Here is an 11,978-nt window from a genome sequence, read left to right as displayed (position 1 = left end):
TCTCAACATGATGACGAAGCGTGGCGCTATCCGTACGTGCCCGCATATCGCTCACGCAGCAGGTTCTTCTGCACCTTGCCCATGGCGTTCCGCGGCAGCTCGTCGACGAAGAACACCTTCTTGGGCGCCTTGAACGCGGCCAGCCGCTCGCGCAGCGCCGCGATGATCGCCGCCTCGTCGCCCTGCCCGATCACCACGGCCGTCACCGCCTCGCCGAAGTCGGGATGCGGCAGGCCGATCACCGCGCTCTCGGTGACGCCGTCCATCTCGTCGAGGATCAGCTCGATCTCCTTGGGATAGACGTTGAAGCCGCCGGAGATGATCAGGTCCTTGGCCCGGCCAGAGATCCAGACCCGCCCGTCCGGGTCCTGCCGCCCGACGTCGCCGGTGATGAAGAAGCCCTCGTCAGTGAACTCCTCGGCGGTCTTCTCGGGCATCCGCCAATAGCCGCCGAACACGCTCGGCCCCTTGATCTCAATGACCCCGGTCTCCTCGCCGCCGCCGATCCGCAGCTCCACGCCCGGCAGCGCATAGCCAACGCTGCCGGCGATCCGCTCGCCATTCAACGGGTTGGAGGTGATGATCACCGCCTCGCTCATTCCGTAGCGCTCGAGGATGCGCTGGCCGGTGCGCGCTTCGAACTCGGCGAAGGTGGACTCCAGCAGCGGCGCCGAGCCGCTGATGAACACCCGCATGTGCTGCGCCGCCTCCCGCGTGAAGCCGGCGTTGGCCAGCAGCCGGACGTAGAACGTCGGCACCCCCATCATCACGGTCGACTTCGACAGCCCCGCCATCACCTGGGCGTCGTCGTACTTGGCCAGCCAGACCATCGGCGCGCCCGACAGGAAGGCGCAGTGCAGCGCCACGAACAGCCCGTGGACATGGAAGATCGGCAGGGCGTGCAGCAGCACGTCGCTCTCGGAGAAGCCCCAGGCTTGATGCAGCGCCTGGGCGTTGGCCGCCAGAGCCCCGTGGCTCAGCATCGCGCCCTTCGAGCGCCCGGTCGTGCCGGAGGTGTAGATGATCGAGGCCAGGTCGTCCGGCTCGCGCGCCAAGGTGGTCGTCAGCGGCGCGCGGCTGCGCGCGTCGGCCACCAGCTCGACCGCGTCCTCGACGAACAGCACCGGCTCGGCGTCGTCGATGAAGTACTCGATCTCGGTCTCGGTATAGGCGGTGTTGAGCGGCAGGAAGACCGCGCCGATCTTCAGCGTCGCCAGATAGACGACCACCGCCTCGACGCTCTTCTCCGACTGCAGCGCCACCCGGTCGCCCGGCTCGACCTCGTATTCGACCAACAGCGCCGCGGTCCGCGCCACGTCGTCCTCCAGGGTCCCATAGGACACCGCGCTCCCGTCCGGCAGCAGGAAGGCCGGCTTGGTCCGATCGGCGGGAAAACGCGAGGCGAGCAGGTCGTAGAGGTTCATGGCGACTGACTAGCGGGTCGGGCGCCTAAGTGTCATCTGCGAAGTCCTACACCGGCAGCGCCGTCGTGAACTTGATCTGCTCCATCGCGAACGCAGAGCTCACATCGTCCAGCGGCGCCGTCGCGATCAGCCGCTTGTAGAACCGGTCATAGGCCGCGATGTCGCAGACCACGACCTTCAGCAGGTAGTCGGTTTCGCCCGCCAGCCGGTAGATCTCCACCACCTCGGGCAGGGCCGAGGCGCCCTTGGCGAATTGGGCCAGCCATTCCTCGTCGTGACGGTTGGTCTTCAGCGAGACGAACACCACCAGCCCCAGGTCCAGCTTCTCGCGGGCCAGCAGCGCCACCTTGCGCTCGATCACCCCCTCGTCGGTCAGCCGCTTGACCCGCTTCCAGCAGGGCGTCTGCGAAAGCCCGACCCGTTCGGCCAGCTCGGCGATCGGGATCGTCGCATCGACCTGCAGCTCACGCAGGATTCGCCGATCGAGCTGGTCAAGGAGAACAGACGACATGCCGATCGCTCTATTGGGAGAATTTTGTTCTCCAAATTTGGCCGATCGCAGCGAATTCGACAACGTCTTTCTCGAGCGCCGACGCCATCATCGGACCTCCAAGAGCCCGGAGATCGACATGCTGGCCGCGTTCACTCGGCACCCCTCCGCGATCGGCGAGTCCTACGTCCAGCACCTGGCCCAGGCCGGGTCGTTCGGCATCACCATGATCAGCGCCGGCGCCGCCTGTCTGGTCCACGCCATCTTCCCGTTCTGGTTCGAGAAGACCGCCAGCCAGTGCGTCCAGCGGCTGCACGCCCAGATGGCTGCGCGCAGCCGCCGCTAGCCGAGCGCCGCCTCCAGCGCCGTATGCGCCTCGCGCGCCTGTCGCCAGAGGTCGGGCTTCACCAGGTCGTCGGCCGCGATCTTCTCGGGCCAATGCGCCTCGACCACCCGCGCCAGGGTCTCCCAGCGTCCCGCGTCGAGAATGAAGCGCGGATCGATCCCCGCCTTGGCCGGTCCGTCCACCGGCACGCGCAGCCGCAGGCAAGCCGGCCCGCCGCCGTTGCGCATGCTCTCGCGCACATCGACCACCACCGCGCGGGAGATCGGATTGTCGGCCGCCAGCGCCGCCTGCACCGCCGCCCACGCCGCGGCGTTGTCCTTGGCGTCCGAGGGCAGGATCAGCGCCATGCCGCCGTCCGCCAGGCTGACCAGCTGCGAATTGAACAGGTAGGACGACACCGCGTCCGCCAGGCTTACACCGAAGGTCTCGACCACGTGCAGGTTGGGCAGTTTCGAGCGCAGGTCGCCATAGAGCCGTGCGGGGTCCGCAAAGGCTTCAGGGTGCGCGAACAGCACATTGGCGTTGGCCACCGCGACCACGTCGTTGTGGAAAGCGCCGGCCTGCACCGCCGCGGCGTTCTGCAGGGCATAGAAGGTGCGCTCCTCGTCCAGCCCCGCCAGCCGCGCCGCCGCCCGGCTGGCGCGCAGGCTCTGGCGCTCGGGGAAGTTCCCGCCGCGGGTCGCCTCGCCGTGCGCGAACACGTTCAGCCCCGGCGCGCCGTTGCTGGCCGCCAGCCGCATGTGGTTGGCCGCGCCTTCATCGCCGAAGTGCCGAGCCGAGGGCAGCGGGCCGTGCACGGCGAACCGGTCCTCGCTGGCGAACACCCGCTTCAGCAGCGCGAAGGTCTCGCCGGCCTCGAAGCTCCGGTGCAGCATCCCCGCCAGGTTTGCGGTCACTAGATGCACTCGCCCGTCGGCGGTGTCGGGCGCGGCCAGCACCGTCGCCGCATTGGCGCGCCACATGCTCGACGCCGAGCACGCCGCCCGGAACAGCGCCAGGTCCTGTTCTGCCGCGGCGGCCAGCACCTCGTCGTCGCCGCCCACGAACCCGAACGCCCGCAACGCCTGAGCCGCGGGCCGCAGCGGCGGCGGCAGGAAGCCCTGGGTCAGGCCCAGCTCCATCACCGTGCGCATCTTCGCCAGCCCCTGCAGCGCCGCGGCGCGCGGATAGGAGACCTCGCCGAAATTGCTCTGGCTGGCGACATTGCCGGGCGACAGGCCCGCATAGTTGTGTGTCGGACCCGGCAAGCCGTCGAAATTGATCTCGACTGCGCTCACGCCATGAGCCCCGTGGCGATACGGAACTTCGGCTCGGCCGCCTCCATGCTGGCCACCGGATAGGCGCAGTAATCGGCGGCGTAGTAGGCGCTCGGCCGGTGGTTGCCCGACAGGCCCGGCCCGCCGAACGGCGCGGTCGCCGCCGCGCCCGTGGTCGGACGGTTCCAGTTGACGATCCCGGCCCGCGCCTGGCTCCAGAACCGCCGATAGAGTCCCTCGTCGTCCGACAGCAGCCCGGCGGCCAGGCCGAACCGCGTCCCGTTCGCGGTCGCCATGGCGGAATTCCAGTCCGGCGCGCGGATCAATTGCAGCAGCGGACCGAAGTTCTCGCGGTCAGGGACGTTCAGGCCCGTCACGTCCACCAGCCCCGGCGTCAGGAATGGCCGCGCCCGGTCGAGTTGCTTCAGTTCGCGGATCCGCCGGTCGCCCAGCCTCGCCTGCGCCTCGAGCAGGTTCTGGGCGCTGGCCAGGTCGATCACCGGGCCCATGAACGGCTGCGGCTCGTCGAACGGCGCGCCGACCACTATGGCGTCGATCACGGCGGTCAGCGCCTCGACAATGCGCTCGCCGACCGCCCCCTGCGGCACGATCAGCCGCCGCGCGCAGGAACAGCGCTGCCCGGCCGAGACATAGGCTGACTGCACGATCAGGTGCGCCGCGCTCTCGACGTCGGCCACGTCCCAGACCACCAGCGGATTGTTGCCGCCCAGCTCCAGGGCCACGATCTTCTGCGGCTGGTCTGCAAGGGCGACATGGATCGCCTGCCCCGCCCCGACCCCGCCGGTGAACAGCACCCCGTCGACCTGGTCATGCACCACCAGCGCCTTGGCGATCTCGGCGGCCCCGACGACGACCTGCAGCGCTTCCTCGGGCACGCCGGCCTCGCGCCACAGCTGCGCCAGCAGCAGGCCGCTGGCCGGGGTCTTCTCGCTCGGCTTGAACACCACCGCATTGCCGGCCAGCAGCGCCGGCGCGATATGGCCGTTCGGCAGGTGCATGGGGAAATTGAACGGCCCGATCACCGCCAGCACCCCGTGCGGACGATGCGCCAGCCGCGCCTGCCCGCCCGCGACGTCCGACAGTCGCTCGCCGGCCCGCTCGGCCTGCGCCTTGATGGAGACTTCGACCTTGCCGGCCACGGTGTCGGCCTCGGTCAGGGTCTCCCAGAACGGCTTGCCGGTCTCCCGGCTCAGCAGAGTGGCGATCTCCTCGCGCCGCGCCTTGGCCAGCTCGGCGAAGGCCCGCGCCACCGCATGGCGCGCCTCCAGCGGCCGCGTCGACCAGGCGGCAAAGCCACTGCGGGCCCGCGCCAGCACCCCGTCCAGCTCGCCGGCCGCCGTCGTCGCGCCGCGCCAGACCTCCTCGCCGGTGCAGGGGTCGGTGGAGACCAGCTCAGAATTCGACATGGCGCACGACGTCTCCCACTTTCACTTCCAGGGCGCGGGCCAGCTCGGGACTGATCTGCAGCGCCTCGCCGCTCTGCAACACCTTGCCGCGCGCGGCGCGGAAGCGCTCGGCGATCCCGGCGCAGGCCAGCACCTCGACACCGTCCTCGCAGGGGCCGACGACCGTCACGGTCGAAACCCGGCTCTCGCGCACGGCCTTCAGGTTGTCGATGTCGGCCACCATGGTCGGCCCCGCATCGAAGATGTCGATGCAGCCCTCGAACCGGAAACCCTCCTCGCTCAGCAGGGCGTGAGCGCGCGCGCCATCCGGATGGAACTGCCCCACCGAGGCCGCCGCATCGCTCGGCAGCAGGTTCAGATAGATCGGGTACTTCGGACCCAGGTCGGCGATCACCTGCTTGCCGGCGCCGACGCTGATCCGGTCGGCCTCCTTGAACTCCAGGCCATAGAACTTGCGCCCCACCGCCTCCCAGAACGGCGAGCGGCCGCCCTCGTCCTGGTAGCCGCGCAGTTCCGAGACCACCCGGTCGCCGAACCAGTCGCGATGCTCGGCCATGAAGAGGTAGCGCGAGCGCGCCATCAGCCGCCCGCCGGCCATCCCGCGCAGGCCTGGCCGCACGAACAGCCCGCCGACCTCGGCCGAGCCGTCATAGTCGTTCACCGGGGTCAGGATGGTGTTCTCGACCACCTTGCCCAGCGCCTGCGAGGTCTGGCGCAGCCGGCCGATGCGATAGGAATAGAACGGCCAGTCACCGCCGACGCTGGGGAAGATGCAGCCGGTGCCGACCACTTCGCGCTCACGGTCTTCGGCGCGCGCCTCCATGACCAGCAGGATCTGGCTGCCGGCCTTGCGCTGTCCGGCCAGGGCCGCGGCGCTATTGCTCAGCAGCGCCCCCAGGCGCTCGCGACACGGCGGCAGGTTGGTCATCCCCAGCCCGGCGCTCAGCGCCAGGGCGTGCAAGGCCTCCAGATCGTCCGGGCCAGCCGGGCGGACAACGACGCCGGACGGGATCATGGCATCCTCCGCAGAATGATCGAAGCTTCAGCTGCTTAGTGTGCTAGGGATTCCTCGAAATGGGCGGCGGAAGACGGTATTCGTCGCCGCAGAATATGCGGCAAGGCCAGGACTTGGACGGATATCCTTCTCTCGATCGGATCGACCTCAAAATCCTTTCGATTCTTCAGGTCGACGGCCGCATCACCAATCAGGCCTTGGCCGACCAGGTCGCCCTCTCTCCCAGCGCCTGCCTGGCCCGGGTTCGCCGTCTGGAATCCGAGCGCCTGATCCTCGGCTACCACGCCCGGCTGGACATCGAGCGCATCCGCCCGACCGTCACCGTCTATGGCGAGGTCACGCTCAAGAGCCACCGCCCCGCCGACCTGCTGCACTTCGAAGCGGTGCTGGCCGAAATCCCCGAGGTGGTCGAGGCGGCCCAGGTCTCCGGCCCGTTCGACTATCTGATCAAGGTGGTCGCCGCCGACGTCCGCGCCTGGGGCGAACTGGCTGACCGGCTGCTGCAGGAGGGGCTCGGCGTGGACAAGATCGCCTCCCACATCCTCATGAAGGACGCCAAGCCCTACCGCGGCCCTCCGGTCAGCGCCGCCCCCGCCGTTGATCGGCGTTTGATCGGCAGATGATCGGTTCGACGTCCTGTCGAACCTCGCCCGGGTGGCGCTTCCTCTCGGCTGTCCGGCGCACAGGCGCCGCGCCAAGATCCGAAGGGACATCTCCCCATGTCTGCCAAGCCGTTCGCCGTCTGCGCCGCTCTCGCTTTTGCCCTCGTCCCGCTCGCCCCAGCCCTTGCGGAAGAACCGGTGATGGAGCCGGCCGCCTATTCAGACGCCACCATGGACGACGTTTCGATCCGGGTGCCGATCTCCGACCTCAACATTGACCGACGCTCCGGCGCGCAAATCGCCCTGGTTCGCATGCATGACGCTGCTCGCCAGATCTGCGGCGACGCCCGCGCTGATCTCCTGCGGCTTTCAATGACAGCCCAAAGGCAGGCCTGCGCCAAGCGGGCGGTGGACATGGCCGTCGCCACGCTCGACAGCCCGATCGTCACCGCGCTCAACGCCGAGCAGGAGGTTCAGACCACCATGCTCGCCTCGCGGAAGTAACCGCCGCCAACCCCTGCCGAGCTGGCCCGACATGCCCAAGGCGTGTCGGGCCTCTTTTGTCTCCGAGCTCATTCCTCTGAATTACCGACGTTTAATGGCCATTCGTCGCGGCAGGCTGGTATCCTCCGATAACAGCGAAATTTCAGGGCCGACCCCATGGCTCTTCACCGCAGCGCCTACGAAGGCGGGCGTATCTCGCCGTCCGTGCAAGCCATGTTCGACCAGGGGATCTCCCTGGCCCACGAAGCCCCCGTGCGCCTTGGCGCGCTCAACATCGAACCGGCCCGCCGCCGCGTCGTCCACGATGACGGCCGCGAGGAGATCGTCGAACCCCGCGTCATGCAGGTGTTCGTCGCCCTGATCCGCGCCGGCGGCCAGATCCTCACCCGCGACGAGCTGATGATGTCCTGCTGGCGCGGCGTGGTGGTCGGCGAAGACGCCATCAACCGCGTCATGGGCCGGTTGCGGCGGCTGGCGGCCGGGCTCGCCTCCGGCTGCTTCGAACTGCAGACTATCACCAAGGTCGGCTACCGGCTGGTCTCCGACCACCTGCCGCGCGAAGTCCTCTCCGCGGAGGTCGGCCCCGCCCCACCGGCCGGCCGGCTGTCGATCTGCGTTCTGCCTTTCGCCAACATGAGCGACGATCCGCAGCAGGAGTATTTCAGCGACGGGATCTGCGAGGACGTCATCACCGACCTCAGCAAGGTCTCGTCCCTGTTCGTCGTCGCCCGCACCACCGCCTTCGCGTACAAGGGCAAGCCCATCGACGTGCCGCGGCTGGCCGCCGACTTGAACGTCGGCCACGTGCTGGAAGGCAGCGTCCGCAGGGTCGGCCGCCGCGTCCGCATCACCGCACAGCTGATCGACGGGATGACCGGCGGCCACGTCTGGGCCGAGCGCTATGATCGCGATCTCAAGGACATTTTCGCCCTGCAGGACGAGATCTCGGAGGCGATCGTCACGGCGCTGAAGCTGACCCTGCTGCCGGAGGAGAAGCAAGCCATCGTCCAGCGCGGGACCGCCGACCTCGACGCCTACAACCTCTACCTCATGGCCCGGCGCTTCTATGTCACCGGCTGCGACGGCGACCTCCGCGCGCTGGAGGCCATCGAGCGGCTGTGTGGGCGAGTGACCGAACTCGACCCCGGCTACGCCCGCGCTTGGGCCCTGCTAGGCGTCGCCCAGACCCTGCTGCATTTCAATCACAGCTGGCCAGGTGAGACCGGCCTCACGGCCATCGAACGCGCGCTGCAGCTCGACTCCGGCCTGGCCGAGGCCCACGCCGCCAAGGCCAGGCATCTGGCCGAACAGGACCGCTTCGACGACGCCTTCGCCCAGGTCGGCATCGCCCTGCGGCTCGACCCCGACAGCTGGGCGGCCAACGCCGAGGCAGGACGATTGAACTACGTCCAGCACCGCTTCAGCGAGGCGATCGTGTTCTGGGAAAAGGCCACCGCCCTGCCGGAGTCGCCTAAGACCGACCCGGGACGGCTGATGTCCTGCTACACCGCGCTTGGCGACAACGAGGGCGTCAAACGCGCCGCCCGCCTGGCCCTGGCGCGCGCCGACCAGGCCCTGGCCCAGGACCACGTCGATGGCGCTTCAATCGGCTGCGGCGCCAGCGCCCTGGCCGTGCTCGGCGAGGCCGAGCAGTCCCGCGACCTGATCCGCCGCGCCCTGCTGATCGACCCCGACAACCTGCGCATGCGCTACAACTTCGCCTGCGGGGCGGCGCTGTACCTCCAGGATCCGGAACTCGCCCTCGATCTGCTCAGCGCGGTTTTCGCGGGAATGTCGTCCAGCTGGCTCAAGCACATGATGGTCGATCCGGACCTGGTCGATCTGCGTAAGGACGCGCGCTTTGCGTCCTTGCTTGCCGACGCCCGGCAGCGGCTCTCGGCCTAGACGATATTTTTCCTCCCCCGCTGCGCAGGGGAGGAAAACTAGGACCGCCGCCAGCGCCGCCGGGCCGGCGGCAGCATCCGCGCCATCACATTGACGAAGAACGCCACCGACCAGCCCAGCAGGATCGATCCGTTGATGCCCTCGATGGCGCCCAGAAGCTTCCACTGGGCGTCGATCGCCTCGTCGCCATAACCGATCGAGCCATAGCTGCTGGTCGAGAAATAGACCGCCTCGCGAATGTCAGGCACCGCGTTCAGCCGCACGAACAGCACCGCGTAGAGCCAGATCTCCAGGCCGTGCAGCACGAACAGCCCCAACACCAGGCCGACGGTCACCAGCCAGCCTTCCCACGAGAGCGGCGTCAACCGCGTGCCGCCGGAGCCCGTCATGCTCTCCAGGCCGCGCCCCAGCAACAGCAGGCCCAGGCTGTGTATCACCACCGTGATCAGCACCATGGCGGTCGCCACCGGCAACTCGAAGAAGATGGGCATCCGCATCCCTCGCTCCACGGGCGAACCCATGCTGGGTGTTACGTGCGGTCCTCGTCAATGTTCGTCGCATCCGCCATCGCCACCGGGCGGCATTTGGGGCAGGAAGCGCCGCATGAAGCGCCTTGCCTTTCTCGCCCTCTTCACAGCCGGCGTCTGCTGGGGACTGGGCTTTCCGCTCGGCAAGTTCGCCATGCAGGAAGCGCCGGCCGCCCACACCGTGCTGCTGCGCTTCGCGGTCGCCGCCCTCGCCGCCCTGCCCTTCGCGCTGCGGTCCCGCGAGACCCGCGCCTTGTTCCGCTCAGCCCCTGTGATGGCGGCCGGGGTGCTCTACGGCGTCGCCTTCGTCGTCCAGTTCGAAGGCCTCGCGCGGGTCAGCGTCACCCTGGCGGCCCTCTTGGTCGGCGCCATGCCGGCCCTCATCGCCATCGCGGCGCGGGTGCTGGGCGAGAAGGTCAGCCGCGCCTCCTGGGCGGGGGTCGCCGCCTCGACGCTCGGCGCCGCCCTGATCGCCGGCAAGCCCGAGGGCGCCGGCTCGCCGCTCGGCGTGGCCCTGTCGCTGATCGCCCTGCTGATCTTCCTGGCCTGGCTGCTGGTGCTGCGCCGCGCGCCGCCGGCCCCGACTCGGATGGCCATCCCCGCGGTCACCGTGGTTGTCGCCGCCGTGACCATCCTGCCCATCGCCTTCGCCATGCACGGCGCGCCCCGCCTCGACCTCAGCCCGGCCGCCTGGGCCGGCATCGTCGGCCAGGGCGTGCTCTCCACCCTGCTGGCCACCGCGGCCTGGCAGTTCGGCTCAGGCCAGGTCGGTGCGGCCAGCGCCGGGGTGTTCATCAACATCGAGCCCCTGATGGGCGCGGTCATCGGCGTGGCCCTGTTCGGCGACCACCTGACCCTTGCCCTGGCCCTAGGCGGCCTGCTGATCATCGTCGGCAGCCTCGCCGTGGTGCTCGGCGAGAGAGACGCCGCTCCTGGCCTGGAGGACACCCCGCCGCCAACCCCGGCCTGAGTCCAATCCCTCGGCCAAGCTCCGGGTTTGGCCGGATTGGAGCCTCCGCCACGACATGCACGACTCCTTGCCGTCGAAGGAGTTCCCGCATGTCCCGCCGCATGATCGCGATCAGCGCCTTCGGCGCCGTTCTGTGCGCCGCCGCGCCCCCGGCGATCACGGCCGCTGTGGCCGCCACCGCGACCGGTCCCAACAGCTACGACGGACTGATGCCGGTCGACGCACAGCGGGTCGACTCCATGTACGTCCTGCCCGGAGCCGACTTCCGCGGCTACACCAAGATCATGCTCGACCCCACCGAGGTGGCGTTCCAGCGAAACTGGCTGCGTGACCTCAACCGCAGCGCCGTCACCATCGACCAGCGCATTTCCGACGCCGACGCAGCCCGAATTCTGGAACAGGCGCGCACCGGCTTCGAGGAGATCTTCACCAAGGCCTACACCGACGCCGGCTATCAGGTGGTCACCGAGCCCGGCGAGAACGTGCTGCGCGTTCGCACGGCGGTCCTCAACCTGTCGGTCACGGCGCCAGATCAGATGAGCGCCGGCCCCTCTCGCACCTTCGCGCGCGAAGCCGGCCAGGCGACGGTCGTTCTCGAGGCCCGCGATTCCATGAGCGGCGCCCTGCTCGGCCGCGCAATCGACTCGCGCACCGCCGGCGACAACGGCCCCCTCATCCGCAACCGTGTCACCAACCGCGCCGACTTCGAGCGGCTGTTCCGCATTTGGGCCCAGATCAGCGTCAGCGGCATGGCTGAACTGAAGGCCCGCTCACCGTTCCCCGCCTCCTAGCGTTATCAGCTGAAGGAGAACTCACATGCCCCGCCGTCTGATCGCGATCTGCGCCGCCGCCGCACTGCTCGGGGTCGTCGCCCCAGCCGCCATCGCCGCCCTCCCGGCCAGTTGGGATGGCCTGACCCAGGTGGACTCCAAGCGGCTCGACGGGGTGTTCCTCAAGCCTGGCGCCGACTTCCGCGTCTACACCAAGGTCATGCTCGACCCGACCGAGGTGGCCTTCCAGCAGAACTGGCAGCGCGACTTCAACCGCAACACCGTCAGCATCGGCGAGCGCCTTTCCGACCGCGACGCCGCGCGCATCCTTGAGGCGGCGCGCACCGGCTTCGAGGAGGTTTTCACCCGGGCCTACACCGAGGCTGGCCTTCAGGTGGTGACCGAGCCGGCCGCCGACGTGCTGCGCCTGCGCACCGCCGTGGTCGACCTGCGGGTGACCGCCCCCGACCTGATGAGCGCCGGCCGCTCCCGCACCTTCGCCCGCGACGCCGGTTCGGCGACCGTGATCCTCGAGGTCCGGGATTCCCTAAGCGGCGCCCTGCTCGGACGCGCGGTCGACGCCCGCACCGCCGGCGACAACGGCCCGTTCGTCCGCAACCGCGTGACCAACCGCGCCGACTTCGAGCGGCTGTTCCGCTCCTGGGCCCAGATCAGCGTCAAGGGCCTGGCCGAGTTGCGCGCCATGTCGCCGATCCCGGGCGCCCCCGCGCCCCCCAGCTAG

Annotated in this window: 13 protein-coding genes; 7 read left to right on the top strand and 6 right to left on the bottom strand. The window is 69.2% G+C overall.

The genetic code is table 11. From position 1 onward, the window contains the following. Positions 1–26 precede the first annotated feature (26 nt). Both AC1DQJ_RS14650 and AC1DQJ_RS14645 read right to left on the bottom strand, forming a co-directional pair. A complete protein-coding gene (locus AC1DQJ_RS14650) occupies positions 27–1,424 on the bottom strand; it encodes an AMP-binding protein (RefSeq protein WP_477604538.1) in 1,398 nt (465 codons plus the stop codon). 46 nt (positions 1,425–1,470) lie between these two features. After that, positions 1,471–1,935 (bottom strand): Lrp/AsnC family transcriptional regulator, encoded by a 465-nt coding sequence (locus AC1DQJ_RS14645; protein ID WP_477604536.1) that lies wholly within the window; start codon positions 1,933–1,935, stop codon positions 1,471–1,473. A gap of 37 nt (positions 1,936–1,972) precedes the next feature. On the opposite strand from AC1DQJ_RS14645, the gene AC1DQJ_RS14640 reads away from it, so the two are divergent. Beyond that, positions 1,973–2,260, top strand: a complete 288-nt coding sequence (locus tag AC1DQJ_RS14640; RefSeq protein ID WP_477604534.1) for a DUF6356 family protein — start codon at positions 1,973–1,975, stop codon at positions 2,258–2,260. Here the strand turns inward: AC1DQJ_RS14640 and AC1DQJ_RS14635 are convergent. From AC1DQJ_RS14635 to AC1DQJ_RS14625, 3 genes are read right to left on the bottom strand one after another with little or no spacing between them, the layout of a single operon-like run. Further along, positions 2,257–3,537, bottom strand: a complete 1,281-nt coding sequence (locus tag AC1DQJ_RS14635) for an N-succinylarginine dihydrolase (protein WP_477604532.1) — start codon at positions 3,535–3,537, stop codon at positions 2,257–2,259. The genes AC1DQJ_RS14640 and AC1DQJ_RS14635 overlap by 4 nt on opposite strands. Then, entirely contained in the window at positions 3,534–4,943 is a 1,410-nt protein-coding gene (gene astD, locus AC1DQJ_RS14630; protein WP_477604531.1) for a succinylglutamate-semialdehyde dehydrogenase, read from the bottom strand. Before astD ends, AC1DQJ_RS14635 begins: the two co-directional genes overlap by 4 nt. Further along, positions 4,930–5,958, bottom strand: coding sequence for an arginine N-succinyltransferase (locus AC1DQJ_RS14625; RefSeq protein ID WP_477604529.1), 1,029 nt, complete (start codon positions 5,956–5,958; stop codon positions 4,930–4,932). Before AC1DQJ_RS14625 ends, astD begins: the two co-directional genes overlap by 14 nt. A gap of 113 nt (positions 5,959–6,071) precedes the next feature. On the opposite strand from AC1DQJ_RS14625, the gene AC1DQJ_RS14620 reads away from it, so the two are divergent. From AC1DQJ_RS14620 to AC1DQJ_RS14610, 3 genes are all read left to right on the top strand, one after another. Further along, complete coding sequence (locus AC1DQJ_RS14620) at positions 6,072–6,581, top strand: Lrp/AsnC family transcriptional regulator (RefSeq protein ID WP_477604527.1); 510 nt, start codon at positions 6,072–6,074, stop codon at positions 6,579–6,581. A gap of 96 nt (positions 6,582–6,677) precedes the next feature. Continuing rightward, positions 6,678–7,064: a UrcA family protein gene (locus AC1DQJ_RS14615; protein WP_477604525.1), complete on the top strand. Its 387-nt coding sequence runs from the start codon at positions 6,678–6,680 to the stop codon at positions 7,062–7,064. Positions 7,065–7,220: 156 nt separating this feature from the next. Beyond that, entirely contained in the window at positions 7,221–8,969 is a 1,749-nt protein-coding gene (locus AC1DQJ_RS14610) for a hypothetical protein (RefSeq protein WP_477604523.1), read from the top strand. Positions 8,970–9,007: 38 nt separating this feature from the next. Here AC1DQJ_RS14610 and AC1DQJ_RS14605 read toward each other — a convergent pair whose 3' ends face one another. Then, positions 9,008–9,466, bottom strand: a complete 459-nt coding sequence (locus AC1DQJ_RS14605; protein WP_477604521.1) for an ion channel — start codon at positions 9,464–9,466, stop codon at positions 9,008–9,010. A gap of 106 nt (positions 9,467–9,572) precedes the next feature. Between AC1DQJ_RS14605 and AC1DQJ_RS14600 the strand changes: the two genes are divergently transcribed. The 3 genes from AC1DQJ_RS14600 to AC1DQJ_RS14590 all read left to right on the top strand — a co-directional run bounded on the left by AC1DQJ_RS14600 (position 9,573) and on the right by AC1DQJ_RS14590 (position 11,978). Further along, a complete protein-coding gene (locus AC1DQJ_RS14600; RefSeq protein WP_477604519.1) occupies positions 9,573–10,466 on the top strand; it encodes a DMT family transporter in 894 nt (297 codons plus the stop codon). A gap of 89 nt (positions 10,467–10,555) precedes the next feature. After that, entirely contained in the window at positions 10,556–11,257 is a 702-nt protein-coding gene (locus AC1DQJ_RS14595; RefSeq protein ID WP_477604517.1) for a DUF3313 family protein, read from the top strand. 25 nt (positions 11,258–11,282) lie between these two features. Then, positions 11,283–11,978, top strand: coding sequence for a DUF3313 family protein (locus AC1DQJ_RS14590; protein ID WP_477604515.1), 696 nt, complete (start codon positions 11,283–11,285; stop codon positions 11,976–11,978).

It is taken from the genome of Phenylobacterium sp. P4_E10 (assembly GCF_056401675.1).
The sequence above is the reverse complement of the archived record's forward strand: the minus strand, read 5'-3'. Positions and strand labels throughout refer to the sequence as shown.

What these genes read in the sequence shown, in the direction of transcription:
- AC1DQJ_RS14650 (WP_477604538.1), bottom strand. Translation starts at nt 1,424, where the DNA reads ATGAACCTCTACGACCTGCTCGCCTCGCGTTTTCCCGCCGATCGGACC.
- AC1DQJ_RS14645 (WP_477604536.1), bottom strand. Translation starts at nt 1,935, where the DNA reads ATGTCGTCTGTTCTCCTTGACCAGCTCGATCGGCGAATCCTGCGTGAG.
- astD (WP_477604531.1), bottom strand. Translation starts at nt 4,943, where the DNA reads ATGTCGAATTCTGAGCTGGTCTCCACCGACCCCTGCACCGGCGAGGAG.
- AC1DQJ_RS14625 (WP_477604529.1), bottom strand. Translation starts at nt 5,958, where the DNA reads ATGATCCCGTCCGGCGTCGTTGTCCGCCCGGCTGGCCCGGACGATCTG.
- AC1DQJ_RS14615 (WP_477604525.1), top strand. Translation starts at nt 6,678, where the DNA reads ATGTCTGCCAAGCCGTTCGCCGTCTGCGCCGCTCTCGCTTTTGCCCTC.
- AC1DQJ_RS14610 (WP_477604523.1), top strand. Translation starts at nt 7,221, where the DNA reads ATGGCTCTTCACCGCAGCGCCTACGAAGGCGGGCGTATCTCGCCGTCC.
- AC1DQJ_RS14605 (WP_477604521.1), bottom strand. Translation starts at nt 9,466, where the DNA reads ATGCGGATGCCCATCTTCTTCGAGTTGCCGGTGGCGACCGCCATGGTG.
- AC1DQJ_RS14600 (WP_477604519.1), top strand. Translation starts at nt 9,573, where the DNA reads ATGAAGCGCCTTGCCTTTCTCGCCCTCTTCACAGCCGGCGTCTGCTGG.
- AC1DQJ_RS14595 (WP_477604517.1), top strand. Translation starts at nt 10,556, where the DNA reads ATGTCCCGCCGCATGATCGCGATCAGCGCCTTCGGCGCCGTTCTGTGC.
- AC1DQJ_RS14590 (WP_477604515.1), top strand. Translation starts at nt 11,283, where the DNA reads ATGCCCCGCCGTCTGATCGCGATCTGCGCCGCCGCCGCACTGCTCGGG.